Source organism: Sphingobium herbicidovorans, from assembly GCF_002080435.1.
Lineage (GTDB): Bacteria > Pseudomonadota > Alphaproteobacteria > Sphingomonadales > Sphingomonadaceae > Sphingobium > Sphingobium herbicidovorans.
Genome location: NZ_CP020538.1, coordinates 1,316,289 through 1,341,937 on the forward strand (window position 1 = coordinate 1,316,289; position 25,649 = coordinate 1,341,937).

General features: G+C 63.1%; 27 protein-coding genes. 17 read left to right on the top strand and 10 right to left on the bottom strand.

Annotated features, from left to right (window positions below; translation table 11 throughout):
* Nucleotides 1-115: 115 nt before the first annotated feature.
* Together rpsT and mutM are read right to left on the bottom strand one after the other, a co-directional pair.
* On the bottom strand, nucleotides 116-379 hold the full coding sequence (gene rpsT / locus B6S01_RS06420) for a 30S ribosomal protein S20 (protein ID WP_037464636.1): 264 nt from the start codon (nucleotides 377-379) through the stop codon (nucleotides 116-118).
* Between the two features lie 118 nt (nucleotides 380-497).
* Nucleotides 498-1,310, bottom strand: a complete 813-nt coding sequence (gene mutM, locus B6S01_RS06425; protein ID WP_037464633.1) for a bifunctional DNA-formamidopyrimidine glycosylase/DNA-(apurinic or apyrimidinic site) lyase — start codon at nucleotides 1,308-1,310, stop codon at nucleotides 498-500.
* Nucleotides 1,311-1,461: 151 nt separating this feature from the next.
* Here mutM and B6S01_RS06430 point away from each other — a divergent pair, with 151 nt between their 5' ends.
* The 9 genes from B6S01_RS06430 to B6S01_RS06470 all read left to right on the top strand — a co-directional run bounded on the left by B6S01_RS06430 (nucleotide 1,462) and on the right by B6S01_RS06470 (nucleotide 10,296).
* On the top strand, nucleotides 1,462-2,193 hold the full coding sequence (locus B6S01_RS06430; RefSeq protein WP_037464632.1) for a class I SAM-dependent methyltransferase: 732 nt from the start codon (nucleotides 1,462-1,464) through the stop codon (nucleotides 2,191-2,193).
* A 66-nt stretch (nucleotides 2,194-2,259) separates the two neighbouring features.
* On the top strand, nucleotides 2,260-3,801 hold the full coding sequence (gene ubiB / locus B6S01_RS06435) for a 2-polyprenylphenol 6-hydroxylase (RefSeq protein ID WP_037464630.1): 1,542 nt from the start codon (nucleotides 2,260-2,262) through the stop codon (nucleotides 3,799-3,801).
* A complete protein-coding gene (gene coaBC / locus B6S01_RS06440; RefSeq protein WP_037464629.1) occupies nucleotides 3,798-5,045 on the top strand; it encodes a bifunctional phosphopantothenoylcysteine decarboxylase/phosphopantothenate--cysteine ligase CoaBC in 1,248 nt (415 codons plus the stop codon). Before ubiB ends, coaBC begins: the two co-directional genes overlap by 4 nt.
* Nucleotides 5,020-5,484, top strand: a complete 465-nt coding sequence (gene dut, locus B6S01_RS06445; RefSeq protein WP_037464628.1) for a dUTP diphosphatase — start codon at nucleotides 5,020-5,022, stop codon at nucleotides 5,482-5,484. Before coaBC ends, dut begins: the two co-directional genes overlap by 26 nt.
* The gene (locus B6S01_RS06450) at nucleotides 5,481-6,263 is read left to right on the top strand and encodes a HesA/MoeB/ThiF family protein (RefSeq protein WP_231567981.1); all 783 of its coding nucleotides are present in this window, start codon (nucleotides 5,481-5,483) and stop codon (nucleotides 6,261-6,263) included. Before dut ends, B6S01_RS06450 begins: the two co-directional genes overlap by 4 nt.
* Nucleotides 6,251-6,616 (top strand): DsrE family protein, encoded by a 366-nt coding sequence (locus B6S01_RS06455; RefSeq protein WP_037464627.1) that lies wholly within the window; start codon nucleotides 6,251-6,253, stop codon nucleotides 6,614-6,616. The genes B6S01_RS06450 and B6S01_RS06455 overlap by 13 nt, the downstream gene beginning before the upstream one ends.
* Nucleotides 6,617-6,771: 155 nt before the next feature.
* Nucleotides 6,772-8,754: a threonine--tRNA ligase gene (gene thrS, locus B6S01_RS06460; protein ID WP_037464626.1), complete on the top strand. Its 1,983-nt coding sequence runs from the start codon at nucleotides 6,772-6,774 to the stop codon at nucleotides 8,752-8,754.
* A gap of 126 nt (nucleotides 8,755-8,880) precedes the next feature.
* Nucleotides 8,881-9,414, top strand: coding sequence for a translation initiation factor IF-3 (gene infC, locus B6S01_RS06465; protein ID WP_037464624.1), 534 nt, complete (start codon nucleotides 8,881-8,883; stop codon nucleotides 9,412-9,414).
* 129 nt (nucleotides 9,415-9,543) lie between these two features.
* Nucleotides 9,544-10,296, top strand: a complete 753-nt coding sequence (locus B6S01_RS06470) for an SDR family NAD(P)-dependent oxidoreductase (protein ID WP_037464622.1) — start codon at nucleotides 9,544-9,546, stop codon at nucleotides 10,294-10,296.
* 46 nt (nucleotides 10,297-10,342) lie between these two features.
* Here the strand turns inward: B6S01_RS06470 and msrA are convergent, their stop codons facing one another.
* From msrA to pabB, 5 genes are all read right to left on the bottom strand, one after another.
* Complete coding sequence (gene msrA, locus B6S01_RS06475) at nucleotides 10,343-11,014, bottom strand: peptide-methionine (S)-S-oxide reductase MsrA (RefSeq protein ID WP_037464621.1); 672 nt, start codon at nucleotides 11,012-11,014, stop codon at nucleotides 10,343-10,345.
* Nucleotides 11,001-11,174, bottom strand: a complete 174-nt coding sequence (locus B6S01_RS21285) for a hypothetical protein (protein WP_169802838.1) — start codon at nucleotides 11,172-11,174, stop codon at nucleotides 11,001-11,003. Before B6S01_RS21285 ends, msrA begins: the two co-directional genes overlap by 14 nt.
* Nucleotides 11,175-11,412: 238 nt before the next feature.
* Nucleotides 11,413-12,615: a pyridoxal phosphate-dependent aminotransferase gene (locus B6S01_RS06480; RefSeq protein ID WP_037464618.1), complete on the bottom strand. Its 1,203-nt coding sequence runs from the start codon at nucleotides 12,613-12,615 to the stop codon at nucleotides 11,413-11,415.
* Nucleotides 12,616-12,804: 189 nt separating this feature from the next.
* Nucleotides 12,805-13,428, bottom strand: coding sequence for an aminotransferase class IV (locus tag B6S01_RS06485; RefSeq protein ID WP_037464616.1), 624 nt, complete (start codon nucleotides 13,426-13,428; stop codon nucleotides 12,805-12,807).
* 28 nt (nucleotides 13,429-13,456) lie between these two features.
* The gene (pabB, locus tag B6S01_RS06490) at nucleotides 13,457-14,635 is read right to left on the bottom strand and encodes an aminodeoxychorismate synthase component I (protein ID WP_037464614.1); all 1,179 of its coding nucleotides are present in this window, start codon (nucleotides 14,633-14,635) and stop codon (nucleotides 13,457-13,459) included.
* A gap of 92 nt (nucleotides 14,636-14,727) precedes the next feature.
* Here pabB and B6S01_RS06495 point away from each other — a divergent pair, with 92 nt between their 5' ends.
* Nucleotides 14,728-15,111, top strand: a complete 384-nt coding sequence (locus B6S01_RS06495; protein ID WP_037464611.1) for a DUF983 domain-containing protein — start codon at nucleotides 14,728-14,730, stop codon at nucleotides 15,109-15,111.
* A gap of 56 nt (nucleotides 15,112-15,167) precedes the next feature.
* Here the strand turns inward: B6S01_RS06495 and B6S01_RS06500 are convergent, their stop codons facing one another.
* Nucleotides 15,168-15,605, bottom strand: a complete 438-nt coding sequence (locus B6S01_RS06500; RefSeq protein WP_037464608.1) for an acyl-CoA thioesterase — start codon at nucleotides 15,603-15,605, stop codon at nucleotides 15,168-15,170.
* Nucleotides 15,606-15,814: 209 nt separating this feature from the next.
* Here B6S01_RS06500 and B6S01_RS06505 point away from each other — a divergent pair, with 209 nt between their 5' ends.
* On the top strand, nucleotides 15,815-17,050 hold the full coding sequence (locus B6S01_RS06505; protein ID WP_037464605.1) for a YceI family protein: 1,236 nt from the start codon (nucleotides 15,815-15,817) through the stop codon (nucleotides 17,048-17,050).
* 42 nt (nucleotides 17,051-17,092) lie between these two features.
* Complete coding sequence (locus tag B6S01_RS06510; protein ID WP_037464603.1) at nucleotides 17,093-18,214, top strand: AI-2E family transporter; 1,122 nt, start codon at nucleotides 17,093-17,095, stop codon at nucleotides 18,212-18,214.
* Between the two features lie 74 nt (nucleotides 18,215-18,288).
* On the opposite strand, the gene B6S01_RS06515 is transcribed toward B6S01_RS06510, so the two are convergent.
* Nucleotides 18,289-19,698 carry an FkbM family methyltransferase gene (locus tag B6S01_RS06515; protein ID WP_037464599.1) on the bottom strand — a complete coding sequence of 470 codons (1,410 nt, stop codon included), beginning with the start codon at nucleotides 19,696-19,698 and terminating at the stop codon, nucleotides 18,289-18,291.
* Nucleotides 19,699-19,864: 166 nt separating this feature from the next.
* Complete coding sequence (locus B6S01_RS06520) at nucleotides 19,865-20,740, bottom strand: sulfotransferase family protein (RefSeq protein ID WP_037464596.1); 876 nt, start codon at nucleotides 20,738-20,740, stop codon at nucleotides 19,865-19,867.
* A gap of 503 nt (nucleotides 20,741-21,243) precedes the next feature.
* Here B6S01_RS06520 and B6S01_RS06525 point away from each other — a divergent pair.
* Genes B6S01_RS06525 through B6S01_RS06545 form a run of 5 tightly spaced genes read left to right on the top strand, consistent with a single transcriptional unit; the run spans nucleotide 21,244 to nucleotide 25,648 of the window.
* Nucleotides 21,244-22,428, top strand: coding sequence for a glycosyltransferase family 4 protein (locus tag B6S01_RS06525; protein ID WP_037464594.1), 1,185 nt, complete (start codon nucleotides 21,244-21,246; stop codon nucleotides 22,426-22,428).
* Nucleotides 22,428-23,003, top strand: a complete 576-nt coding sequence (locus B6S01_RS06530; protein ID WP_037464591.1) for a sugar transferase — start codon at nucleotides 22,428-22,430, stop codon at nucleotides 23,001-23,003. The genes B6S01_RS06525 and B6S01_RS06530 overlap by 1 nt, the downstream gene beginning before the upstream one ends.
* Nucleotides 23,000-23,926, top strand: a complete 927-nt coding sequence (locus B6S01_RS06535; protein ID WP_037464588.1) for a methionyl-tRNA formyltransferase — start codon at nucleotides 23,000-23,002, stop codon at nucleotides 23,924-23,926. Before B6S01_RS06530 ends, B6S01_RS06535 begins: the two co-directional genes overlap by 4 nt.
* The gene (locus B6S01_RS06540; RefSeq protein ID WP_037464585.1) at nucleotides 23,923-24,606 is read left to right on the top strand and encodes a PIG-L deacetylase family protein; all 684 of its coding nucleotides are present in this window, start codon (nucleotides 23,923-23,925) and stop codon (nucleotides 24,604-24,606) included. The genes B6S01_RS06535 and B6S01_RS06540 overlap by 4 nt, the downstream gene beginning before the upstream one ends.
* A gap of 7 nt (nucleotides 24,607-24,613) precedes the next feature.
* Nucleotides 24,614-25,648, top strand: coding sequence for an ATP-grasp domain-containing protein (locus tag B6S01_RS06545; RefSeq protein ID WP_231567980.1), 1,035 nt, complete (start codon nucleotides 24,614-24,616; stop codon nucleotides 25,646-25,648).
* The last annotated feature ends 1 nt before the right edge of the window (nucleotide 25,649 follow it).

The window sequence follows — 25,649 nt, forward strand, 5'->3', positions numbered from 1 at the left end:
AGAATCGCGGAAAACCGCGGATGGCCGTTACGGCTGCGTGACGGAAATATGAAAAAACCCGCCCCGCAGAGCGGGACGGGCCTTCAAACCTTTATTGACGATCGAGTGGAGCGGCTCAGGCGAGCGCGCTGACCCGCTTCGTCAGACGGCCGAACTTGCGAGCCGCAGTGTTCTTGTGCACGACGCCGCGCGCAACGCCGCGCGCCAGCTCCGGCTGGACCGTCTGGAGAGCCGCAGCCGCAGCCGCCTTGTCGCCAGCGGCGAGAGCGCTTTCGACCTTCTTCACCAGGGTGCGGATCCGGCTGATGCGGGCGCCGTTGATTTCGGCACGGCGTTCGTTGCGGCGGATGCGCTTCTTGGCTTGCGGCGTATTGGCCATTTAAAGTCCTCGGTCTCGTCAAATCTCGTGAAAAGGACGGGTAGGAATCGCCTTCCAGTCCTCGTGAAGGTGCGGCCCTTACAGGGGATAAGCCCAAGCGTCAACGGTCGGGCGCGCGCTATTTCTGGCATTTGGGGCAGTAGAAGGTGGACCTGCCTCCATCCACGCGGCGCCGGATCAGCGCGCCACATGCGCAACTTTCCCCTTCCCTGCCATAGACCCGCCACTGCTTGGAAAAATAGCCAAGCTCTCCATCGGGCCGGGCATAGTCGCGCAGGGTCGATCCGCCTGCCGCGATGGCCGCCGTCAAAACTTCGCGAATCGATTCGACCAGTATCGCAAGACGGCTGCGGCTGATCCGCCCGGCTTCCCGCGCAGGTGAAATCCCGGCCATGTTCAACGCCTCGCAGACATAGATATTGCCAAGACCCGCGACCACGCGCTGGTCGAGCAGCGCCGCCTTGATCGAACTCGCCTTGCCGCGGAGCGCGCCTGCCAGATAGGCGGCGGAAAAATCCTGGCCCAGTGGTTCGGGACCCATGCGCGTGAAGGGACCATGATCCTGCCATGCGCCGCTGCGCACCAGATCAAGCGAGCCGAAACGACGCGGATCGTTGAGCGAGAGCAGACGCCCGCCGCCCGTTTCGATCAGCAGGTGGTCGTGCGCGCCGATCTCCGCCGGGTCGATCCGCCAGCGGCCGGACATGCCCAGATGAAAGATCAGCGTGTCACCGCGATCCGTGTCGATAAGCCCATATTTGGCCCGACGGGAAAGGGAGGTCACAGTCGCGCCCGTCAGCCGCTGGCGCAGATCGACCGGTATGGGAAAGCGCAGATCGGCGCGGCGGGCTTCCACACGCGTGAGAACCGCGCCTTCCAGCACGGAGCGCAGCCCCGCGACGGTGGTTTCGACTTCCGGCAATTCAGGCATTCAGATCATCCTGGGGCATGGATTGGGCTCGCCATATCGGCTCTTGGCGGGACTCGAAACGAAGGAATGGATAATTGGAAAGCCTGGCTGAACATTTTCGCCGATCTGGGGTGTTTCCTCGGGACATGCAAATGCTCTAGGAGGCTCGACCATGAACGACACCGCTTCTTTCGGCTATCGCGATGTGGATGCTTCTGAAAAGCAGGGGATGGTTCGCGCCGTCTTTTCCAATGTCGCGTCCAAATATGACCTGATGAACGACGCCATGTCGGCAGGCGCCCACCGGCTGTGGAAGGACCAGTTTGTCGGCCGCGTCAAACCGCGCAAGGACGAAGCGATCCTGGACATGGCGGGCGGCACCGGCGACATCGCCTTCCGCCTGGCAAAGCATGGCGCGGCGATCACCGTTGCGGACATCAATCCCGAAATGCTGGCCGTTGGCGTCGAACGGGCAAAGAAAAAAGGGCTGGAGGGACTGATCTGGTCCGAACAGAATGCCGAGGAGCTGAGTTTCAAGGACCGCAGCTTCGACGCCTACACGATCGCCTTCGGCATTCGCAATGTGACGCGCATCGACGAAGCGCTGCGCGAGGCGCATCGCGTACTGAAATTTGGCGGGCGGTTTTTCTGCCTGGAATTTTCCACGACCACCTGGCCGGGTTTTTCCGACATTTATGACGTCTATTCGCATCGGCTGGTGCCAAAGCTCGGCAAGCTGCTGGCCAATGATGAAGAAAGCTATCGTTACCTGATCGAATCGATCAGGCGCTTCCCACCAATGCCGGAGTTCGAACGGATGATCCGTGAAGCCGGATTTGCACAGACCAAGGTCGAACCAATCCTGGGCGGGCTGGTGGCGATTCATTCCGGGTGGAAAGTGTGAGCGCGGCGCGCACAGGCGCCGGTGCCGATCCCGATCACTCTCCCGCACAGGAGGGGCCGAAATAGGATGGCTTCCCATCTGACGCATATCTGGCGGCTGCTGAAATGGGGCCGGACGCTGGCGCGGCATGGCGCGCTGACGGGTATTGAGCGCGACCCGTTGACGCCGACGCCGGTCCGGCGGCTGGTGCGGGTGGCGCGGGTGGGCGCGCGCGTGCCCAGACAGCCGCGCTATGCCGATGCGTTTCAGGCGATCGGGCCGGCCGCGATCAAGCTGGGGCAAACGCTGGCGACGCGGCCGGATCTGGTGGGGGAACAGGCGGCAAACGATCTGCTGCGTTTGCAAGATGCCCTGCCCCCGGTCCCCTTCGCGACGGTGCGGGCGCAGATCGAGCAGAGTTTCGGACGACCGCTGGAAAGCATGTACAGCCGTTTCGATGAAATCCCCGTCGGCGCCGCCTCCATCGCGCAGGTGCATCGCGCCATGACCAGGGAAGGCCGCGATGTCGCGGTTAAAGTCATTCGCCCCGGCGTGACCGAACAGTTCAACCGCGACATCCAGACCTATGAATGGGCCGCCGCCCATATCGAGATGCTGGGGAGTGAGGCCGCGCGATTGCGGCCACGGCTGGTCATCGCCAACATGAAGCGCTGGACCGCGCGCGAGCTGGATCTGCGGCGCGAAGCCGCATCCGCCTCTGAACTGGCGGAAGCGATGGAGGCTCTGCCGGGCTACCGCGTGCCGGAAATCGATTGGGATCGCACGACCGGCAAGGTCATGACGATGGAGTGGATCGACGGGACCAAGATTTCCGATCGCGACGCGCTCATCGCCGCAGGTCATGACGTCAAGGATATCGCCGCCCGGCTGGTCAACGCCTTCCTGCGCCAGGCGATCTCCGAAGGCTTTTTCCACGCGGACATGCATCAGGGAAATCTGTTCGTCACCGCCAATGGCGATATCGTCGCGATCGATTTCGGCATCATGGGACGGATCGACCGGCGCGCGCGCATGTGGCTGGCGGAAATTCTCTACGGCCTGATCACCGGCAACTACAGGCGCGTGGCCGAAATCCATTTCGAAGCGCAATATGTGCCCGGCCATCATAATGTCGAAGAGTTCGCAACCGCCCTACGCGCCGTGGGCGAACCGATGCGCGGCAAGCCGGTGCGCGAACTGTCGGTCGGCGGCATGCTGGACGGTCTGTTCGCGATCACCCGCGATTTCGACATGCAGACCCAGCCGCATTTGCTGCTTCTGCAAAAGACGATGGTCATGGTGGAGGGGGTCGCAACCGCGCTCGACCCCGATATCAACCTGTGGGAAACGAGCGGCCCCTATGTGAAGGAATGGCTGCGCTCGGAGCTTGGCCCGGAGGCCAAGGCGGCTGACACGCTGATCGAAAACTGGCGCACGCTCCAGCGATTGCCGGGGCTGATCCGGCGCATTGAAGAAGCGTTCCCAGAGAAGGGCGGCGCACCGCCGCCGCCCCCGTTGACCGAGGTGAAGCTGATCCGCGTTGGCGGTGGCTGGCGCTACGCCGCTGTTGCAGGGTTCGCTGCGGTGGCTGGAGCGATCGTTACGGCCCTGCTACATCTACAGCTATGACTGAGCGCCGCATCCTCCTGATCGTCTCCGGCGGCATTGCTGCCTACAAGTCGCTTGAACTTGTGCGGCTGCTCAGGAAGCGCGGCATCGCCGTGCGCGCCGTGCTGACGGAGAGCGCGGCCAATTTCGTGACGCCTTTGTCCCTTGGCGTGCTGACCGAAGATCATGTCTACGGCGACATGTTCGACCTCAAGGAAGAGCGGGAGATCGGGCATATCCAGCTGAGCCGCCAGGCGGACCTTGTAGTAGTCGCGCCTGCTACGGCCAACATCCTGGCGAAGATGGCGAACGGCATCGCCGATGATCTGGCGACGACGCTGCTGCTGGCGACCGACAAGCCGGTGCTGGCCGTGCCAGCCATGAACGTGCGCATGTGGCATCATCGGGCGACGCAGCGAAACCTGGAGCGCCTGCGCACGGACGGCATTCATGTCATGGAGCCGGACAGCGGCGAGATGGCTTGCGGCGAATATGGCAAGGGCCGCGTGCCCGAACCCGAGGCAATCGCGGCGGAAGTGGAGCGGATGCTGGCGCGTCCAGGCGCGCAGGACCCGCTGGCCGGACAGCCCGATTTCGAGACAGCGGAACTGCCCCTGAAGGGCCGTCACATCCTTGTCACCGCCGGTCCCACGCATGAGCCGATCGATCCGGTCCGCTACATCGCCAACCGGTCGTCCGGCAAGCAGGGCTTCGCCATTGCGGCGGCGGCGGCGCGTGCGGGCGCGCGCGTGACTCTGGTCGCCGGGCCGGTACAGCTGCCGACCCCGGCGGCAGTCGACCGTGTGGACGTGGAGACTGCGCGGGAGATGCTGGCGGCGGTCGAGGCCGCGCTGCCTGCCGACGCCGCCATCATGGTCGCAGCCGTAGCAGACTGGCGAACCGCCGATGCTTCAGGGCAAAAGCTGAAAAAGGATGGGTCCGGCAAGCCTGCGCCTTTGCCGCTGGTGGAAAATCCCGACATTCTGGCGACGCTTGGAAAACATGGCCAGCGCCCTGCCCTGCTGATCGGTTTTGCCGCCGAGACCGAAAAGGTCGCCGAACATGCGCAGGCAAAGCTGGCGCGCAAGGGCGCTGACTGGATCATCGCCAACGACGTATCGGGTGACGTAATGGGCGGCGACAATAACAGCGTGCATATCGTCACGGCGAATGGCGTCGAAAGCTGGGAGCATCTGCCCAAGGCCGGCGTCGCCCACCGCATCATCGAAAAGGTCGCTCATGCCCTCTCCCCTGCATCCGATTGAAATCCGCCTGAAACGCCTTCCCCATGGCGAGGGGCTGCCCGTGCCCGCCTATGCGACCGCGCATGCTGCGGGGATGGATGTGGTTTCAGCCGAAGACGTGATTATCGTGCCGGGCGGGCGTCACGCGGTGGCGACCGGTTTCGCCATGGCCATTCCAGACGGCTATGAGGTGCAGGTGCGGCCGCGATCGGGCCTAGCGCTCAAGCATGGGATCAGCCTGCCCAACACGCCCGGCACTATCGATGCGGATTACCGGGGGGAATTGAAGGTCATCCTCATCAATCTGGGGCACGAACCTTTCGTCATCGCGCGGGGCGACCGGATTGCGCAACTGGTGGCGGCTCCCGTGCAGGCGGCGCGCTTTGCCGAGGTCGAGGAACTGAACGAGACGGCCCGGGGTTCAGGAGGTTTCGGTTCGACCGGAGTGACGTCCTCATGAACCCAGCGCCGCTGACACTCTCCGACGACCAGCTTGAACGCTATGCGCGGCACATCGTCCTCAAGGAGATAGGCGGCGCCGGTCAGGCGCGGCTGCTGTCAGCGGACGTCGCGGTAATCGGCGCGGGCGGGATCGGCAGCCCGGCAATCCTCTACCTCGCGGCTGCGGGCGTGGGCACGATCCGCGTTATCGATGACGACCATGTCGCCCTGACCAATTTGCAGCGGCAAATCATGTTCGGCACGGGCGACATCGGCGCAGCCAAAGCCGAACGCGCCATGACCGCCGTGGCGCGGCTCAATCCCGACGTTAAGCTGATCCCGATCAACGCACGTATCGATTCAGACAATGCTGCGCTGATGCTGCGTGATGCCGATGTCGTGCTGGACGGGTGCGACAGTTTCCCGACGCGGCTGGCGGTGGCCGATTGCGCGCAAAGGCTGCGCATCCCTCTGGTGTCGGCGGCGGTGGGATCCTTCGAAGGACAACTGGCCACCTATCGCGGGTGGGAAAGCGACCGGCCATGCTATCGCTGCCTGGTGGGCGACCCGCAGGACGCGCCGGAGCGCAACTGCGCGGAGACGGGCGTGATCGGCGCTCTGACCGGGGTGATGGGCAGCCTGGCCGCGCTGGAAGTCATCCGCGCGCTCGTTCCATTTGGCGCCGACATGGCGGGCAAGCTGCTGCTCGCCGACCTGCTTTCCATGCGCTTTCGGACGGTGAGCGTCGCCAAGGACCCAGGCTGCAAGGCCTGCGCCGCTGAGCTATGCGCGAACTGAGGATCATCGTCGCGACGGCCGATGCAGAGCGGTTGCGCGGCGCGCTGGTGCTGGCGAGCGCACAGGCAGCGCTGGGCGGGGCGGCGAGCCTTTTTCTGCAACTGGACGGCGTGGCTTTGCTCGCTCCTGCCGTCGAGGCTCCACGGGACGCGGCGCATCGCTCGGCGGGTTTGCCGACACTCGGTCAGCTTATCACGGAAGCGCGGGCGCTGGGCGTGGCCATCCTCGCCTGCCAGAGCGGAATGGCGCTGCACGGGCTTGCCGAGCGGGATCTTCCGCAGGGCGTTACGGCGAGCGGCCCTATCGCCTTCCTCCAGGAAACCGGCGACGAGGCTCGACTGATCTTCGCCTGACAAGACGAAGGGAGAGGCGGCTTTGCATGACGTTCGCCGCCCGGCTTGGCGGCAGCCCTTCTATTGACAGGCCGGACGGCCCATTTATGGGGAAAGCGCGGCTTTTTGCGCCGCCCTCATTCCAAACTCACAGAAAGATCCCACCCTTGTCCGTCATGCTCAAGATCACCCTGCCCGATGGTTCCGTGCGTGAAGTCGCGCCCGGCACTACCCCGGCGGATATTGCGGCAGCGATCGGGCCGGGTCTGGCCAAGGCGGCCATCGCCGCGCGGGTCGATGGCGAACTGCGCGACATCACGCGCCCGCTGGAGCAGGATTCGCACCTGGCGCTGGTGACGTCACGGGACGAGGCGGACGCGCTGGAACTGGCGCGGCATGATTTTGCCCATGTGCTGGCCGAAGCGGTGCAGGCGCTGTTTCCGGGGACGCAGATCACCTTTGGACCATCGACCGATGATGGTTTCTATTATGACTTCGCGCCGAAGGACCGGCCCTTTACCGAGGAGGACCTGCCCGGGATCGAGGCGAAGATGCGCGAGATCATCGCGGCAAACAAGCCGCTGCGCCGTGAGGTGTGGAAGCGCGAGGAGCTGATTGCCCGCTGGAAGGCTGAGGGCGAGACATTCAAGGCCGAATGGGCGGCCGAGCTTCCCGAGGGCGAGGAGCTGACGGTCTATTGGTCGGGTGATGAGTGGCTCGACATGTGCCGGGGTCCGCACCTCGCTTCAACCGGAAGGCTCGACCCCGCCGCGTTCAAGCTGACCCGCGTATCGGGTGCCTATTGGCGAGGCGATCAGAAGAATGCGATGCTCAGCCGTGTTTACGGCACTGGCTGGTTGAACAAGAAGCAGTTGGAGGCGCATCTCCACAAGCTGGAGGAAGCGGGTAAGCGCGACCACCGCAAGCTGGGTGCGGAGATGGACCTGTTCCACCTTCAGCAGGAAGCGCATGGGTCGGTCTTCTGGCATCCCAAGGGCTATCTCATCTGGCGCGAACTCGAAGCCTATATGCGCCGCGCAATCGACGCGGCGGGCTATCGCGAAGTCAAAACCCCGCAGGTGATGGACGCGCGCCAGTGGGAGCAGTCCGGCCATTGGGGCAAATATCGCGAAAATATGTTCGTCATCCCCGACGAAGTGCCGAACGTCGCCGATGAAGGCCCGCTGGTGTCGGACGACGCCGACTGGATGGCGCTAAAGCCCATGAACTGCCCGGCGCATGTCCTGATCTTCCGCCAGGGGATCAAGAGCTATCGCGACCTGCCGCTGCGCTTCTACGAAAATGGATGCTGCCATCGCAACGAGCCGCATGGCGCGCTGCACGGCCTGATGCGGGTGCGCCAGTTCACGCAGGACGACGCGCATATCTTCTGCCGGGAAGACCAGATTGTCGAGGAAGTGCGCGCTTTCTGTGCGTTGGCCGACCGGATCTACAAGGATTTCGGCTTCACCTATTCGATCAAGCTGGCCCTGCGCCCCGACAAACGGTTCGGCACGGAAGAGATGTGGGACAAGGCCGAGGAAGAACTGCGCAACGCGGTGGCGGCGGCAGGGCTGAATACGCCGGAATATGGTTGGGAGGAACTGCCGGGCGAAGGCGCCTTCTACGCGCCCAAGCTCGAGTGGCATCTGACCGACGCGATCGGGCGGACATGGCAGGTGGGCACGATCCAGTCCGACCGCGTTCTGCCGGAACGACTCGACGCATCCTATGTGGCCGAAGACGGCGAACGCCACCGGCCCGTGATGCTTCACCGGGCGATTTTCGGCTCCTACGAACGCTTCATCGGCATCCTGATCGAACATTATGCGGGCAAGTTCCCGCTGTGGCTCGCCCCGGTTCAGGCGGTGGTGGCGACCATCGTGTCCGACGCGGACGACTATGCGCAGGCGGTTGCCGACAGGTTGCGGGCAGCGGGAATCCGGGCGGAAACCGATCTGCGCAACGAGAAGATCAACTATAAGGTGCGAGAGCATAGCCTTGCGAAAGTGCCCAATTTGCTGGTCGTTGGACGCCGTGAGGCTGACGAGGGCACGGTCGCGCTGCGCGCATTGGGCAAGGAAGGGCAAAGCGTCCTTTCGGTCGATGAGGTTATCGAGCGACTTGCAAAAGAGGCGCGCGCGCCCGATATGTCATGAGGCAGTGATGCCACATGGGGCCGGTAATTCCGCAGATGCGGACTTGCCGCCCCTTTCGGCTTTGCGCTAAAGGCCGCCAGAGCCGTTTTCGTAATTACCATAGGAGAAGCCGCTATACGTCCCCCAATGATGCGCCGCCCGATGGCGCCGCCGCCTAAGTCCGGTCCCCGTTATAATGAGTTCATCACCGTGCCCAAGGTGCGCGTGATCGACGACGAAGGCGAAAATCTGGGCGTGATGTTTACGCAGGAAGCCATGGAGCGCGCTTACGAGATCGGGCTGGACCTGGTCGAAGTGTCGCCGACGGCCGATCCGCCGGTTTGCAAGTTCCTGGACATCGGCAAGTTCAAGTACGAAGCCCAGAAAAAGGCGAACATCGCCCGCAAGACCCAAAAGACGCAGGAACTCAAAGAGATCAAGATGCGTCCGAACATCGACGATCATGACTATGATACGAAGATGAAGAAGGTCCATGATTTCATCGGCGATGGCGACAAGGTGAAGATCACCCTGCGCTTCCGCGGCCGCGAGCTTTCGCATCAGCAGCTGGGCATGCAACTGCTCCAGCGCGTGGCTGAAAATGTCGGCGAGATCGCCAAGGTCGAAGCCTATCCGCGCATGGAAGGCCGGCAGATGCTGATGGTGCTGGCGCCGAAATAAGGTTGTCAGCGTTTGGGATCGATCAAGCGGGCGGGGTCTGGCGACAGGCTCCGCCCGATTCGTTTCCAGATGGCTTTTCCTCTGCTGCCCCTTGATGCGCCAGCGAACATACTATCGGAGAGATGACCTATGTTCAGCCTCGAAGGAAAAACGGCGCTGGTGACGGGCGCGGGCTTTGGAATGGGCGCCGGTGTGGCGCGCACATTTGCCCGCCAGGGCGCTCATGTCATAGTGAACGACCTTGAGAGCGCACGCGCCGAAGAGGTGGTTGCCGCACTCGTGGAACAAGGTCTTGCGGCAACCGCCGCACCGTTCGATGTGACCAACGAGCAGGCTGTGCAGGATGGCATAGCAACCGCCTGCGGGGCTGCCGGGCCGATTGACATATTGGTAAATAATGCAGGCAATGCGGGGGGTAAGCGCTTTGTGCAGAAGACCTTCGCGGAAATGAGCCCGGACGACTGGGCGCCCTTCCTTGCGGTCAACCTGACAGGCGTCATGCATTGCACCCGTGCAGTGTTGCAGGGCATGTGCGACCGGGGCAATGGCCGCATCATCACCATCTCTTCCGAGGCCGCACGGATCGCCCTGCCCATCGGCGTTTCCGTTTATGGCGCGGCAAAGGCCGGCGCGGCGCAATTGATGCGCTATGTGGCAGTGGAAGCAGCGCAACACGGCGTTACCGCCAACAACATATCGCTCGGCAACATGAACACCATAGGAGAAGAATTCGCCAGCGAAGTCGTCAAGGGTATCCCGACAGGCCGACTTGGCACGCCGGAGGATGTCGCCGCGGCTGCGGTATTTCTCGCCTCTGACGAAGCTGCGTGGATTACCGGCGCGACCCTGGCGGTAAACGGCGGATCACCCGCAATTCAGTAATGCCTGAACAATCCGCCGTCCGCGACAGGCGCAACAATCAGCAGGATCAAGCCGCTGGCCTGGCGCTGTAGAGCGCTGGAAACATCGCCTTGAACGCCGCGAGCTTGGGCGCATCCCAACGCTGGATATAGGGGTGACGCGGGTTGCGCTTCATGAAATCCTGATGATAGCTGTCGGCCAGCTGAAAGCCGCCCGATCGTTCAATACGCGTCACGATCGGATCGCGCCACAGGCCCGCCTTGCCAAGTTGCGCCAGATAAGCCCTCGCCGCCTTGTCCTGCCCTCTGTTCAACGGGAAAAGCGCACTGCGATAATGGGTGCCACGGTCCGGCCCTTGGTAATTGAGCGTCGTCGGATCCGCGACAACGGAAAAGAAGACGCGAAGCAGCGTCGCATAGCTGACCTGTCTGGGATCGTAGGTCACGCGCACCGCTTCCGCAAAGCCCGTATCGCCGCGGCTGACCCGCCCATAATCGACCTTGCGCCCCGAAGGTCCGCCGTCAAAGCCGGACACAACCTGCCGCACACCTTTCACATGAGAAAAAACACCTTCGACACCCCAGAAGCAGCCGCCCGCGAAAATAGCGGTTTCGCTTTTGCCGCTAGCGGGCGCATCAACTGCGGGGACAGGAGCAAGCACCGGACGCTCGGCGCGCGCCGGGGCAGCGACGGCCAGAGCCGCCAATATGGCCAAGGCTATGCCGTCAGAGCGGCGCATTTTCCGCAACCGAAGAGGCAGTCACGCTGGACGACGCAGCCATGGCGGGAGTGGTAAGGGCCGGGGGAGCGCTGGGCTGGAGGGCAAAGACGCCGATCGCACCCACGACAAATCCGCCCAGAAAGCGCAGGAATAGATCGGATTTCAGGAATGCCACCATGGCCTTGTTCCTTTTCATCTTAGCCAGGCGGGACAATTAGCAGCGTGTAGCTTAGCCCGGCGTTAACAGGTCAAATCAGGTTTTGAATCGAAACGGAATATAATCCGCCACGGCCCATCTACAAGACGGCGTGCGGGAAAATATCCGTTTCCGATTCTGGCAGGATAACGGAACGGGCAGGCGTCGCCCGCTCCTATGCCCAGCTCTCCCCGTTTTTCGACGGCGAGGATTTCAGCGCTTATTTCAGCGCGGCGCAGGCTTCCTGAATGCGCTTGCACGCCTTCGCCAGCACTTCTTCCGACGTCGCATAGCTGATGCGGAAGGCCGGCGAGAGGCCGAAGGCCGCGCCATGGACGGCGGCGACGCGGGCTTCGTCAAGGAAATAGCCGATCAGCTTTTCATCGCTGTCGATCAGCTGCCCCTTGGGCGTCGTCTTGCCCATCACGCCGCTGGCGTCGGGATAGACGTAGAAGGCGCCTTCGGGCGTCGGGCAATCGAGACCCGGCGCGTCGTTCAGCATCGAAACGACCATGTCGCGGCGCTTCTTGAAGGCGGCGTTGCGGTCTTCCAGGAAATCCTGATCGCCGGTCAGGGCGGCAACCGCCGCCGCCTGGCTGATCGAGCAGGGGTTGGAGGTCGATTGCGACTGCAACTTGCCCATCGCCTTGATGATCCATTCGGGACCACCGGCGAAACCGATGCGCCAGCCGGTCATCGAAAAGGCCTTGGAACAGCCGTTCACGGTCAGCGTGCGATCATACAGGTCCGGGCACACCTGCGCGATGGTCGCGAAGGGGGTGGGCGCGTACCAGACATGTTCGTACATGTCGTCGGTCATGATCAACACATGCGAATGACGGCGCAGCACTTCGCCCAGTTCCTTCAGCTCGCTCGCCGAATAGGCCGCGCCCGAGGGGTTGGAAGGCGAGTTCAGGATCAGCCACTTGGTCTTGGGCGTGATCGCCGCGTCCAGCTGGGCCGCTGTGATCTTGTAACCCTGGCTCGCCGGACCTTCGACGAAGACAGGCGTGCCACCCGCGAAGTTCACGATGTCGGGATAGCTGACCCAATAAGGGGCCGGGATGATGACTTCATCGCCGACATCGACGGTGGCGACCAGCGCGTTGAACAAGGTGTGCTTGCCGCCCGAGTTCACGCTGATCTGGCTGCGCTTGTAGGTCAGACCATTGTCGCGATTGAACTTGAAGGCGACGGCGTCCTTGAGTTCGGCCGTGCCATCGACATCGGTGTAGCGGGTCAGGTTCTTGCGGATGGCCGCAATGCCGGCTTCCTTGACGAAATCGGGCGTGTCGAAATCGGGCTCGCCCGCCGACAGGCCAATAACATCGACGCCATCGGCTTTGAGGGCATTCACGCGCGCGCTCATCGCCAGGGTGGCGGAGGGCTGGATGCGGCCGAGGGCAGCGGAAGTCTGGCTCATCGTGACACTCTTTCTGAAGGATCGCTTTGAATCCGCGATGCGGACGCGCGCTCCTTTAGTGCGCTATGGCTTTAGGGGCAACCGCCAGTTGGGTTGAGATGGCTCCTTCTCCGTCATTCCAGCGCAAGCTGGAATCTGACCTATGAAGCGCGATCCGCAGGGTGTTCCAGCCTGCGCTGGGATGACGCGTTATCTGGCCAGTGTCGCCGCAACCATGCCCCGCGCGGCGTTACCGATGAAAAAGCCGTTTTCAAGATCGCTGGGCCTAAGGTCAGCCTCGACCGCTTCGCCCATTTCCAGGAGACTGCGGCGCAGGACGCCGGGGAGAAGCCCGCGCGACAGGGGCGGCGTCACCAGCTTGTCGCCACGCTCGACGAATACCGACGAGAAACAGCCTTCGGTCAGGAAGCCTTCACGATCGGTCATCAGCACTTCATAGGTGCCGCCACGCTTCAAGGCGTCGCGATAAATCGCGCGATCGGTGGTCTTGTGCGCCAGACTGGGATCATCGCCGGGAGCTTTGCGCGGCACGACCGCGACCTGCATGATCGCCTGTGGCCAGGTGCGATGTTCGCGCACTTCGATCGCGATCGATCCCCGGCGGGAAACGAGCAGGCGCAGGCGGCTGCGTTCGCGCAGGCGAAAAGTCGCGGCCTGAAGTTCGTTGCGCACGTCGTGACGGTCGAAGATGAAGTCCAGCGCAGCGGCGCTCGCCTTGAGCCGTTCAAGATGCAGCTCCAGCAGCCTGATGCCATCGACCGGATCGAAGGCCATTGTTTCCAGCAAGTCAAACCGTCCGTCAGCCAACGACATCGAAACTATTCAAGCCCCCTTAGCCCAACTACCCGGCGGTGGTGAGAAAGCGCCCCTTGGCGAGACATTCCGCCCACTCGGATGCCGCATCCGAGTCTGCAACAATGCCCGAACCCAATCCAAGGCGCCCCTCCGTCATGCCTTCTTCAACCCAAATCGTGCGGATGGCAACATTGAAGGCGGCATCGCCATTCGGATCGATCCAGCCCATCGCCCCGGTGTAGACATCGCGGGAAAATGGCTCGACCATGTCGATGATCTCCATCGCCCGCACCTTGGGCGCGCCGGTGATCGATCCGCAGGGAAACAGGACGCGCAGGATGTCGGCCGGGCCCAGGCCGGGCAGCAACCGCGCGCGTATGCTCGACACCAGCTGGTGGACGGTGGGGTAGGTTTCGACATGGAAGAGGTCGGGAACAGTGACCGTGCCAGCGCGCGACACGCGGGACAGGTCATTGCGCAGCAGGTCGACGATCATCAGATTTTCGGCACGCTGCTTGGCGTCGGCCTCCAGTTCCCGCGCGAGCGCGGCGTCGGTGGCGGGGTCGGCGGAACGGCGCGCGGTGCCCTTCATCGGCCGGGCGGTCAGTTGCCCGCGCACATTGGTAAAAAACAACTCTGGCGAGAAAGACAATATGTCATGCGCGCCCGTGCGGATGACGCCCCCGTACCCTGCGCGCTGGCGTGGCCGGATGGCGGCATAAAGGGCCATGATGTCGCCGGTGAAACGCACGGCGCAGGGAAAGGTAAGGTTCACCTGATAGATGTCGCCTGCGCGGATATATTCCTGCACCCTGTCAAAGGCGGCGCGATATGCCTGCTCGTCCACCAGCGGCTGCGGGGGTTCGATGCTTGCGGCGGCAGGATCGGGCAGAAGGCCAGGCATCAGCGCGGGATCGATCGGGCGATGCCCTTCAAACAGGCCGAACCACAGCAGCGGCATCGCGGACGCCCGGCCCCCATGGTCCGACGCGAGCTGGCGCAGTCGATCCTCGAGAACCAGTCCTGCCTCGTAGCTGATATAGCCAGCAGCATGCAGCCCCCTCTCCGCCGCCTCGGCGATGCGGTCGAGCGCGGGCTGAACGTCCTCAAGGGCGTGGGCGGCGATTATCTCGACCGGGTCGCGGTAAAGGCGCGCCGGTGCGGCTCCACGCTCTCGCGCGTCGTCAAACAGGACAAAGGCTTCGGAAGGACCGGGCAGTCGCATCGCGCCGTCTTAACAGGCTTTTGGACAGGCGAAAGGGCAACTGCGCTTTATGCGCCGTTGCGCTTCCAGCCGCCAGGCCATAGGAGCAGCGCATGAGCAATCCGCCACCCACCGACGCCACGCAACGGCCGCTGCGCCCCGCCCTTGCGCTGGCGCTGCGCGGCCGGTGTCCTGCTTGTGGCGGCGGTGCGATGTTCGCCCGGTTCCTGAAGCCCAGTCCGGCCTGCAATGCGTGCGGACAGCCATGGGACGTGTCGCAGGCGGACGATTTTCCCGCCTATATCGTGATCCTGCTGCTCGGCCACATATTGGTGCCGCTGATGATTGAGGTGAACAGCGCGCTGGCGATCCCATTGGGGGTGCAGGCCGCCCTGTGGCCGGGACTGGCGGTGATACTCGCGGCGCTGATGATCCAGCCGGTCAAGGGGGCGGTGATCGCCTTTCAGTGGACCCGGCGAATGGATGGCTTCGCTTGAGGGCGGATCGTCACGCTTACCCTCCGGCGGGCTGAGCGTCGCCCAGCCTTATCATCTCATCCCGGCTGGCGCAGGAAGTTGCGTTCCATGGCTTCGCGAAGATTGACGTCGATCGTCCGGCGCCCTTCGGCGCCATGGGTGACGACGGTGGTGTCGCAGGTCGCGACACAGACGCCCTTCTGAAAGGCCGCCGAACTGACCGTCCAGCTGGTACGGCCGATATGACCGATGCCGCAATGCACTTTGAACGGATAGGGAAAGTGCGATTCCTCGACGAAGTTCAATGATACGGCAGCCACCAGCCAGCGCACGCCCTGTTCCTGCGGATGACGGCCGAGATGATGGTGGAAACGGATACGCGCGGTTTCAAAGATGCCGGAGATGGCCACATTGTTGATGTGCCCCATCGTGTCGATGTCCTGGAAGCGCGTGTCCATGCTGGTGATGAAACTGTAGGCTTCGGGGCTCAAGCGCCAGGATTCGGGTTTTGCCATAGTCCTGCTTTCCAACCGTTATCCTCAAGCTCTTAGCCAGTGCGGGCGGGGATGCAATCGTTCGGCGAAAATTGGCCTAACTGCGACCTTTTTAGCACAGGTCAGCCGTCATGACGCGACGCGGAACGCTGTGTTTCCGTCAGGCGCGATGGACTTTGCGCGGACTGGTTCATAGCGTGCGCTGAATTGCCTTCACCCGCCGAGGATCCATGCGCCGCTACAGCCAGATCGCCATCTTCCTCCACTGGATCATCGCAGCGCTGCTCGCCTTCCAGATCAGCGTCGGCTGGGCGCTGGAGGATCTGGGTGCGCGCGGATTTGCGCTGTTTCAACTGCACAAATCCATCGGCATCACGATCCTTGTCCTGACGGTCGCCCGTGTGGCGGTGCGATACGGGCGGCCACGTCCCGCACCCGTCGAAGGCGGCTGGCAGGGCATGCTGGCCAAGGCGGTGCATGGGGGCCTGTACCTGTTCATGCTGGGCGCGCCCCTGACCGGCTGGGCGCTTGTATCGACGGCAAAGGTGAAGGTGCCGACGCTGATCTTCGGCATCATTCCCCTGCCCCACCTGCCGTTGCCAGCAGGTGCAGGCGATCCGGCCTCTGCTGCGCATGCCTTGCTTGCGTGGATCGGCATCGCCTTGATTGTCCTGCATGTCGCGGGCGCGCTGCGGCATCATGCCCTGCTGCGTGATGGACTGATCTGGCGGATGATGCCCGCGCGATCGCCGGTGCTGCTGCTTGCTTTGCCTGCCTTGATAGCGGCCGCGTTTCTGTTGGGAAGGCTGATCCTGCCTGCCTCAGCGCCCCAAGCCGTTGCCGCCCCCGAAAAAGTCGCCGCGGTGGAGGAGGCTGAACCAGTCAATATCGTCGCAGCAACGGATACGGATAATGCGGCTGGTGAGGCTGATCCGGCTCCATCAGAAAATGCGACGATGGTGGCGCCCATCGGTCCGCCGCCGTCATGGACGGTGCAACCGGGGGGAAGCATCGCCTTTTCCGTCGGCAACGGCAACGACAGCATCCAGGGCAAATTTTCCAGTTGGACCGCCAGGATCACCATGGATCCCGACCGCCCCGAAAGCGCGGACATAGATGTCGAGATCGACCTGGCGAGCGCCACCGTGGGCGATGCCTATCAGGATGGAATGCTTGCCGGTGACGAGTTTTTCGGCGTCGCGGCGCATCCCAGGGCGCGCTTCACCGCGAAGGGCGCTGAAAAAACGGGTGCGAACGGCTATCGCGCGGCAGGCGCCCTGACCCTGAAGGGTGTCAGCAAGCCCCAGGTGATCCGCTTCACCCTGTCAGGCAGCGGCGAAAAGCGGAAAGTGTCCGGTTCGGCCAGTATCGGGCGCACCTTGTTTGGCGTCGGCAATGGCGAAAGCAGCGCAGGGCTGGACCCCAAGGTCGCGGTTGATTTCCGGTTCGATGCCCAGGCAAAATAAGGGGGCGTGGATTTGCCATCCCAATTCTGCCAAAGCGTGAGGATGAGCGAAAAGCCCGAGAATCTACGCATCGAAGATGGAGTTTTCCTGGGCTTCGTCTTGCTGGTCTCGATCGCCTTCGCTTTGGTGATAGAGCCGTTTTTCGCCGCCATCCTCTGGGGCGTGATCGCCGCTATATTGTTCGGGCCGGTGAACCAGAATCTGGTGCGGCAGATGGCGGGACGGCGCAACAGCGCCGCCGGATTGACGCTGCTGCTGATCGTGGCCGTGGTCATCCTGCCCGCGATCATCCTGGGCGTGGCGCTGGTGCAGGAAGCAACGCTCATTTACGGCAAGATCCAGTCGGGTGAAATCGACATCGCGCGGACGTTCGACCAGTTCCAGTCGCGGCTTCCCGATTGGGCCACGGCATTGATGGCGCGATTGGGCATCACCGATTTCGCGACAGTTCGGGAAGCGATAAGCCGGGGCGTCGCCAACAGCTTTCGGTCGGTCGCGGCGCAGGTCTTCCTGATCGGGCAAGGCGCGTTCAGCTTCTTCATCGCGCTTGGCGTCACGCTCTACCTCACCTTTTTCCTGCTGCGGGACGGACCTGCGCTGGCCGCGGGGCTGGACCGCGCGGCGCCGCTGCGCACCTCGCACAGGCGGGCGCTGATGCAACAGTTCGTTCTCGTGACCCGCGCCACGATCAAGGGCAGCGTCGTCGTCGCGATCGTCCAGGGCATGATCGGCGGCGTGGTGTTCTGGGGACTGGGAATACAGGGGTCGCTGCTGTGGGGCGTGCTGATGGGGTGCTTCTCGCTGATTCCGGCGGTGGGGACGGGGCTGGTATGGCTGCCGGTCGCGCTCTATCTTCTGGCGACGGGAGCCTTCATCAAAGGCGTCATACTGATCGCCTGCGGCGTATTCATCATCGGCCTTATCGACAATATACTGCGTCCCATCCTGGTTGGGCGCGACACGCGCATCCCGGATTATGTGGTGCTCATAACCACATTGGGCGGGATCAACATGTTCGGCTTCAACGGCATCGTCATCGGGCCGGTGATCGCAGCGCTGTTCATCGCCACATGGAACATCGTGACGCGGATGCGGACAGGCGACGGGTTGGAAGGTCCGCTGACCCAGGATGAGCCGCCCTCTCCCGCGACGCCAGTTCGATGAGTATGCGGCGTACAGGCTGAAGCCATCCCGCGCCGCTTCGATGGCAAGGGAGCGTCAGGAGACGATCAGCCGGGTCAGGAGGATATGTTGTCCGCAATATCCTCGGCAAGCCGATCGAGTTCAGCGGGCAGTTCCTTCTTGCTGATCAATGCGTAGGCCAGATCCCCCTCCTGCCAGTAGGCAACGGTCTTTCCCGCGCGGGTGAGCACCGCAGGCTGCACCGGGGCCACATGATCGTCACGGACCGCGAACAGCGAGATCGGCCGGCTGATGCCGTTGGTGATCGTCATTTGCATGCTCGGGCCGCTGTCGGAGGGGAAAAGCTGCACCTCCGTAATATGCCAACCTCGGGGCAGGATGGGCAGGGCGATGCGTGCGGATGAGCCAACCTCTCCAGCGTTGTAAACAGTCGGCGGCGAGCGGCGCAGCTGCGCGCGCATTTCCGCCACCTGATGCGACTGCAAGGCTTCCTGAATGAAGGATTCTTCTGCCCGGCGGCTGTCGGCGACGAGCCCCTTGCCGACGACGAACCACCCGCCCGTCAGCACCAGCATCGCAGCGGCAATCCGGGACAGATAGGTCCATCGCGGCGTACGCATCAGCGATGCCGGAACCGGGGCGGAGGATCGAGGCCGACGAGCTGCGGCAGGGGCGGCAGGCGGGCGGAGGGGAGCATTCCTGCGATGGAATACGGCATCGAAATGGACCGAATTCTCGCCACGATTGGTCTGCGCAAACCCATGGCGCTCCAGGAGGCCGAATACGGCCTTCGCGTCGGCGCCGTAGCGGATCAGGTTGCGATCGTCGATCTCCACGACGGCGCCACGCGTCTGCGGCAGGGCGAGGATCGGCTCCAACCCCTGTAGAGCCGCATATTCAAATCCCTCGACATCGATCTTCACCATGATCGGCCGATCCCCGATAAGTTTGAGGAGACCAGGAAAATCGGCGATCGAAAGCGACATGATGCGCTCACCGGCTTCTATCGGTTCAGCGACGATGGAAAAGCGTCCGGAATGCCCCTTTGCACTGCTGTCGAGCAGGTCAGGCCGGGTCAGCGCCGCAACCGCCATGTTGAAGGGCAGGACGTTGGCGAAGGCATTAAGGCCGATATTCCGTACAAGCTTGGCAAAGGTGGTGAAGCAGGGTTCAAAAGCCACCACCAGCCCGTCCGGGCCTACCCGCTCCGCCGCGAAGAGGGTGAATATGCCGCAGTTTGCGCCGACATCGATGAAGCAGTCGCCCGGCTGAAGGCTCTCCACTTCGCCGGCAACCCGCTTGCCATATTTGCCCGAAACGCCAAGCAGATGGGTCCGGTCTCGGACATCGAACCCAAGCCGAACATCGCCATAGCTCGACCGGACCGGAGCGCCGTCCAGCAGCGCAGCGAAGGGCGACAGAAGACGCCACTTCCCGCGAAATCGGGGAAGTTTATGAACATAGAGGTTCAGGAACCAGGATCGAACCAGCTTTTTGTACGGCATCAGCGCACCTCATTTCCGTATCGAGCCTGAACTACGCGACGACACCCTCCCGCTGTGGGCTTCAGGGTTAATCCTGCTGCAAGCAGGGGTCCACCAACTCAGGCTGCATTGAAGTCGGGCAGCCCCATTTGTGCGGCGCAAGGAAGAATACGCACTTGGCGAGCTATCATGTGCGGCATGGTTCTGCCTGGACGGCCGCGGGCGGCTTCCTCACTGGCGGGCCGGAGAGCCAATGGCTCAGATCCCTCTGCAGCAGGTCCTGCAGGACAAGGATGTCCTCGCGATAAAATTCCCGGAGCATCTGCTGTAGTTCGGGGGTCAGAGGCGGGTAGCTGACGGGCGCCGCCATGGATGCGCGAAGCTTCGCAAAAAGGGGAATGGAACGGAGCGGATCGAGAATCGGTCGCATGGGTTGCAGGAAGCGGCGGAGCGGCAGCGGCAGCATGGGGCTCGCGCTGTCATTCTGACGGCTGGCGACCTCTTCCGCCGCGATATGCACGGGCACGCCGATATGGGCGCAGACGCGGGCAATTTCCTGCTCTGGCGACTGCAACAGGTCATCATAGAGGATCACATGGATCTGCTCGCGCGGATAGTGGAGCAGGAAGCGACCCAGATGCGCGCCATATAGTCCTCCTGACAGGAAACGCGATCGCTCGGGATTGGCGTGCTCCAGATATTGCCGGGGGTCGCCCTTCACCCATCCGCGCCGGAACAACATGCAATAATCCGAATAGGCCCGCTGCACCGGATCGCGCAGCTGGACGATCAGGCGAGCGTCGGGAAGCGCATCGGCCATTCGCGCCGCGGCCTGTGGATGGGCAAGATAGTCCGCTGACTTTTCCCCGACGATCCGGCCGGCAGGGGCGGGATCGAACAGCGACGCATACCATTGGGGACCGCGCTCATATTCCGAACTGAAATAATGGGGTTCGGCCTTGGGCAGCCAGAGCTGCGGATGACTGCGAAGCTGATGGGCGATCCAGGTAGTTGCGCCCTTGACGGCGCCGATCACGATAAAGGCTGGCTGGCGATCAGTCATGGTCGTTCGATATACCCTTGCATTCGTGGACTAGGCAGTGCCCTCCCCCAGCTGAAGGCCGCGCATTTGCGAGCATTTCCCGACGCAACGCTGCCTCGGACATCCGACATTCTCGCCCCTTCCCGGCGATGCGCATCCCCGGGAATTTTGGCCAAGCTAGATGACTATCGGCGCGGCGGCAGTTGTTCATCGGTACAATCCCGGGAGGGTTAGCTTATCCCCCATCCGGGCAAGGGAGGCTCCGATAAACTCCGCCGCTATCCGAAAGAGTAGATGGCGCGCGCGCCGCAAGTTCATGAGTATAGGTCGCGAAATGGTGCCACCGATTTCAAAGACTTCGCCCTAATATGGGCTGATCCCCGGCTTCGCAGGGGTGAACGATCAAACGCTGGAGCAGATTGGCCCAGGATGAACCCATCGCATCTCTTCGCCCGCTTTTGCGGCCGCTGCCGCAGCAGCGAACCGGTATCCACAGGGACGCTGCCCGTTCAGCCTGAAATGGCATGAAAATCATCGTCGTCGCCAGCCTTGCATATTCGCTGGTCAACTTCCGCGGCCGCCTGATCGCCGCGATGATCGAAAATGGGCATGAGGTCGTGCTGTGCGCCCCCGATCATGACCCAGAGGTCGAGGCAAGGCTGAGGTCAATGGGCGCAACCTATCGGCAGATGCCGATGGCCCGCGCCGGGATGAACCCTTTCATCGACATCGTGACGCTGGCATGGCTGGTCCGCTGTTTCTGGCAGGAACGCCCGCAGGCCGTGCTGGCCTATACACAAAAGCCCATCATCTACGGCGGCATCGCGAGCCGGTTTTTCCGCAACATCGACTTTTACGCCATGGTGAGCGGCCTTGGCCACATGTACAGCGAGGGCGGGTCCCGCCTGCTGGCCAGCGTGCGCGTGATGGTGTCCATTCTCTATCGGCTGGCGATCCGCGACGCGAAGGCGATATTCGTCTTCAACAGCGACGACCGCGGCGAGATGCTGCGCCACGGCATCATCACGCCCGACTGCCCGGTCATACAGGTGCCAGGTTCCGGCGTGGACCTGTCTCATTATGCCCAAGCGCCCCTGCCGGACGGGCCGCCGGTGTTCCTGATGATCGCACGGCTGCTGCGGAACAAGGGTCTCATCGAATATGTCGAGGCCGCGAAGACCGTGAAGGCACAGTTCCCGGAGGCGCGCTTCCGGCTGCTGGGGCCGCTTGATGAGAATCCAGCGGCAGTTACCCGCGCGGAAATCGAGCAGTGGCACAATCGCGGGATCATCGAATATCTGGGCGAAACACGCGACGTGCGCCCCCATCTGGCGAGGGCGAGCATATTCGTGCTGCCCAGCTGGTATCGCGAGGGGCTTCCCCGCACCATATTGGAAGCCATGTCCGTGGGGCGCGGCGTCATCACGACCGACATGCCGGGCTGCCGCGAGCCGATAGATCAGGGCATCAACGGCTTTGTGGTCGAACCGCGCAGTGCCAAGGCGCTCGCCGATGCGATGCTCCGCATTTGCAACGACCCTACCCTGCCCGCCAGCCTCGCTCAGGCCGCGCGCCGGACGGCAGAGCAGGATTACTCAGTCGAAAAGGTGAACGCCCTGCTGCTTTCGACCATGAAGATGGACCGCAACGCCACCGATCGCGCGGAAAGGCCAGCCATGAACGCCCAACTCGTCGCCGGAGAATTGTGATGGGGGCAAGACGCATAGCCGATGTCATGCTGGCATCCACCGGGCTTGTTCTGCTCGCGCCGGTAATGGCGATCATCGCCGGCTCCATACGGCTGTTCGACGGCCCGCCAGTTTTGTTCAAGCAGGCCAGGGTGACCAAGGGAGGCAAGCTGTTCAAGGTTGTCAAATTCCGCACGATGAATGACGGACGCGACGCAGAGGGGCAATTGCTGCCCGACCGAATGCGGACGACGGCGCTCGGCCGTTTTCTCCGTCGCTCCCGCCTCGATGAACTGCCGCAGCTCTGGAACATCCTGATTGGGGAGATGTCGCTGATCGGACCCCGCCCGCTTCTTCCGCAAACCATCGCCGCCGCTGGAAAAAAGGGGCAATTGCGGTGCGCGGTGCGGCCGGGGCTGACCGGCTGGGCACAGGTCAACGGCAACAGCCTGCTCGACGATGACGACAAGATCGCGCTGGACCTCTGGTACATAGAGAACCGCTCTCTCCGGATCGACCTTGTCATTCTTGCTCGCACCATCGGAGTGGCCCTGCGCGGCGAACGGTTCAACCTGCGGCTGAAAGGGAGCGCATGAAGGCCATACTCGTAGGTGCGGTTGAAAGTAGCAGGATCGCCTTGAAGTGCCTGGCCGCCTCCCCCCGCTGGGATCTGAAGGCAGTATTCACGCTGCCACCCGACCTTGCGGGCCGCCATTCGGATTTCGTCGATCTGTCTGCGGATTGTGAAAGCGTGGGAACGCGGATCGTGCACACCGCCAACATAAATTCCGACGCGGCGCTACAGGCGATCCGCGCAATGGAACCGGACTATATCTTCGTTATCGGCTGGTCGCAGATTTGCGGCGCGGATTTCAGGGCCACGGCGGGCAAAGGCGTGGTCGGTTATCACCCCGCGCCACTGCCACGCCTTCGCGGACGGGCCGTGATCCCCTGGACTATCCTGCTGAATGAACCGATCTCCGCCTCGTCGCTCTTCCTGATTGATGAAGGGGTCGATAGCGGCCCACTGCTGGGGCAGCGCTACTTTCACCTGTCCCCGGACGAGACCGCAGCCACGCTATACGCCAAGCATATGGCGAAGCTGGACGAGATGCTGCCGCCGGTGCTGGAGGATATCGCAAGCGGCTCGCCGCAACTTACTGTCCAGGATGAACGAAACGCGACCTATGCGGCGCGCAGACGGCCGGAGGACGGGCTGATCGACTGGACGCAGCCCGCAGCGGCGGTCTGGCGTTGCGTCCGCGCCTGTGGCGATCCCTATCCGGGCGCGTGGACGATCCTTGGCAATGACCGGATCGTGATAAAGACGGCCGTTCCCGTGCTCCTCCATCATCATGCCGCAGCCATGGCCGGACAGATTGTCGAACGAGGCGAAGGGAATTTCACGGTGAAGTGCGGGGACGATCAGGGTCTGCTGGTGTCGCAATGGCAGACGACGCGGGAATCGCCCTTGCCCAACCATGCCGTGCTGGGACGGCCAAAGGCGGAAGCGGCATGACCATGATCGACACTGTCCAGCGCGCGCTGGTGATCGCTCCCCATCCCGACGACGAAGTGCTGGGGTGCGGTGGAACGATCGCCCGGCTGGTCGCGCTGGGCCGCCATGTCGAGGTCGCCATCGCCACACGGGGCAGGGAGCCGCAGTTCGATGCCGGTCAGGTCGAGCAGGTGCAGGCCGAAGCCCGGCGGGCGCATGCGCTGCTGGGCGTCACGCGAACGCATTTCCTGGACTTTCCCGCCGCCGAGCTTGACCGCATCCCGCGCGCGGAACTGAACCGGGGCATCGCGGAACTGGTTGCCCAGTGCCGCCCCGATGCCCTGTTCGTCCCCTTCGCGCACGACCTGCATTTCGATCACGGGCTGATCTTCGAAGCGGCAATGGTGGCGGCGCGGCCCGTCGGCGCCCAATATCCTGCCCGGATACTGGCCTATGAGACGGTGTCGGAAACCAACTGGGCGGCACCCTATCTGACACCCGCCTTTCAGCCGAACCTGTTCATCGACATCAGCGACCATCTCGACCACAAGATCGAGGCGTTCGGCTGCTTCGCGTCCCAGGTGCGCCCCTTCCCCAACGAACGGTCCCCCGAAACCTTGCGGGCGCTGGCACAGGTCCGGGGCAGTTGCGTCAGCAAAAGAGCCGCCGAAGCCTTCGTCATGATCCGGGAGGTGTCCTGAAATGGACATGGCCACCACAAGCCACAGGGAAGTCCCCGCATTGTCAGGCACACAGTTCGAGCGAGGAACGCCGGAAGGCCGGTCGCTGCGCATGATGCTCAGTTCAGCGGGTCGGCGCGTCGGCCTGATGCGCAGCTTTCGACAATCGGCGGGCTTGTTGGGCGCGGACCTGACCATGTTCGCGTGCGACCTGACCCCCGAATGGAGCCCCGCCTGCATCGAAGCGGACAAGGCGTCCGCAGCCCCGCCAGCGGAGAGCGAAGAGTTCATCCCCGCGATGCTCGACATCTGCAAACGCGAACAGATCGGCCTTGTCGTGCCGACGATAGATACCGAACTTCTGGCCTACAGCAGGGCGCGGGACCAGTTTAGCGCGATAAACTGCCATGTCGCGGTAGCGGACGAACCGCTCGTCCTGATGGCGCGCGACAAGTTGGCGACGGCGCTATTCCTGACGGAGGCAGGCCTCCGTTCGCCGCGCACCATCGCGGCAGAGGAATTTCTGAGCGGCGAGGCCGATCTTTCCCTGCCGCTACTCGCCAAGCCCCGGCATGGCAGTTCCAGCCGCGGCATCATGATGGCGCAGAATCGCGAAGATGTGCTGGGTCTGGACAAGAGCGAGCCTTACATCCTGCAGGAATATCTGCACGGCCGCGAATTCACGGTCAGCCTCTATTTCGACGGCGAAGGACAGCTGCAATGCGCCATCCCGCACGAGCGGCTGCGGGTGCGTTCGGGCGAGGTCGAAAAAGGCGTGACGGTGCGCGACCCGTCCTTGTCCGACATGGCCTGGCGGCTTGGCAAGGCGCTGCACGGCGCACGCGGCGCCATGTGCTTTCAGGTGCGGGTGGACGAAAACGGGCAACCTTCCATCTTCGAGATCAACGCCCGCTTCGGCGGCGGCTATCCGCTGGCTCATCAGGCGGGGGCGCAGTTCGCCCGGTGGATGCTGGAGGAGCGGCTTGGGCTGCCTCGAACGGCGAACGATGATTGGCAGGAGGGCGTGCTGATGCTGCGTTTCGACGATGCGGTCTTCGTCTGAC

Coding starts and splice junctions, on each gene's coding strand:
- rpsT (WP_037464636.1), bottom strand. CDS start 379: ATGGCCAATACGCCGCAAGCCAAGAAGCGCATCCGCCGCAACGAACGC.
- mutM (WP_037464633.1), bottom strand. CDS start 1,310: ATGCCTGAATTGCCGGAAGTCGAAACCACCGTCGCGGGGCTGCGCTCC.
- B6S01_RS06430 (WP_037464632.1), top strand. CDS start 1,462: ATGAACGACACCGCTTCTTTCGGCTATCGCGATGTGGATGCTTCTGAA.
- ubiB (WP_037464630.1), top strand. CDS start 2,260: ATGGCTTCCCATCTGACGCATATCTGGCGGCTGCTGAAATGGGGCCGG.
- coaBC (WP_037464629.1), top strand. CDS start 3,798: ATGACTGAGCGCCGCATCCTCCTGATCGTCTCCGGCGGCATTGCTGCC.
- dut (WP_037464628.1), top strand. CDS start 5,020: ATGCCCTCTCCCCTGCATCCGATTGAAATCCGCCTGAAACGCCTTCCC.
- B6S01_RS06450 (WP_231567981.1), top strand. CDS start 5,481: ATGAACCCAGCGCCGCTGACACTCTCCGACGACCAGCTTGAACGCTAT.
- B6S01_RS06455 (WP_037464627.1), top strand. CDS start 6,251: ATGCGCGAACTGAGGATCATCGTCGCGACGGCCGATGCAGAGCGGTTG.
- thrS (WP_037464626.1), top strand. CDS start 6,772: ATGCTCAAGATCACCCTGCCCGATGGTTCCGTGCGTGAAGTCGCGCCC.
- infC (WP_037464624.1), top strand. CDS start 8,881: ATGATGCGCCGCCCGATGGCGCCGCCGCCTAAGTCCGGTCCCCGTTAT.
- B6S01_RS06470 (WP_037464622.1), top strand. CDS start 9,544: ATGTTCAGCCTCGAAGGAAAAACGGCGCTGGTGACGGGCGCGGGCTTT.
- msrA (WP_037464621.1), bottom strand. CDS start 11,014: ATGCGCCGCTCTGACGGCATAGCCTTGGCCATATTGGCGGCTCTGGCC.
- B6S01_RS21285 (WP_169802838.1), bottom strand. CDS start 11,174: ATGGTGGCATTCCTGAAATCCGATCTATTCCTGCGCTTTCTGGGCGGA.
- B6S01_RS06480 (WP_037464618.1), bottom strand. CDS start 12,615: ATGAGCCAGACTTCCGCTGCCCTCGGCCGCATCCAGCCCTCCGCCACC.
- B6S01_RS06485 (WP_037464616.1), bottom strand. CDS start 13,428: ATGTCGTTGGCTGACGGACGGTTTGACTTGCTGGAAACAATGGCCTTC.
- pabB (WP_037464614.1), bottom strand. CDS start 14,635: ATGCGACTGCCCGGTCCTTCCGAAGCCTTTGTCCTGTTTGACGACGCG.
- B6S01_RS06495 (WP_037464611.1), top strand. CDS start 14,728: ATGAGCAATCCGCCACCCACCGACGCCACGCAACGGCCGCTGCGCCCC.
- B6S01_RS06500 (WP_037464608.1), bottom strand. CDS start 15,605: ATGGCAAAACCCGAATCCTGGCGCTTGAGCCCCGAAGCCTACAGTTTC.
- B6S01_RS06505 (WP_037464605.1), top strand. CDS start 15,815: ATGCGCCGCTACAGCCAGATCGCCATCTTCCTCCACTGGATCATCGCA.
- B6S01_RS06510 (WP_037464603.1), top strand. CDS start 17,093: ATGAGCGAAAAGCCCGAGAATCTACGCATCGAAGATGGAGTTTTCCTG.
- B6S01_RS06515 (WP_037464599.1), bottom strand. CDS start 19,698: ATGCCGTACAAAAAGCTGGTTCGATCCTGGTTCCTGAACCTCTATGTT.
- B6S01_RS06520 (WP_037464596.1), bottom strand. CDS start 20,740: ATGACTGATCGCCAGCCAGCCTTTATCGTGATCGGCGCCGTCAAGGGC.
- B6S01_RS06525 (WP_037464594.1), top strand. CDS start 21,244: ATGAAAATCATCGTCGTCGCCAGCCTTGCATATTCGCTGGTCAACTTC.
- B6S01_RS06530 (WP_037464591.1), top strand. CDS start 22,428: ATGGGGGCAAGACGCATAGCCGATGTCATGCTGGCATCCACCGGGCTT.
- B6S01_RS06535 (WP_037464588.1), top strand. CDS start 23,000: ATGAAGGCCATACTCGTAGGTGCGGTTGAAAGTAGCAGGATCGCCTTG.
- B6S01_RS06540 (WP_037464585.1), top strand. CDS start 23,923: ATGACCATGATCGACACTGTCCAGCGCGCGCTGGTGATCGCTCCCCAT.
- B6S01_RS06545 (WP_231567980.1), top strand. CDS start 24,614: ATGGCCACCACAAGCCACAGGGAAGTCCCCGCATTGTCAGGCACACAG.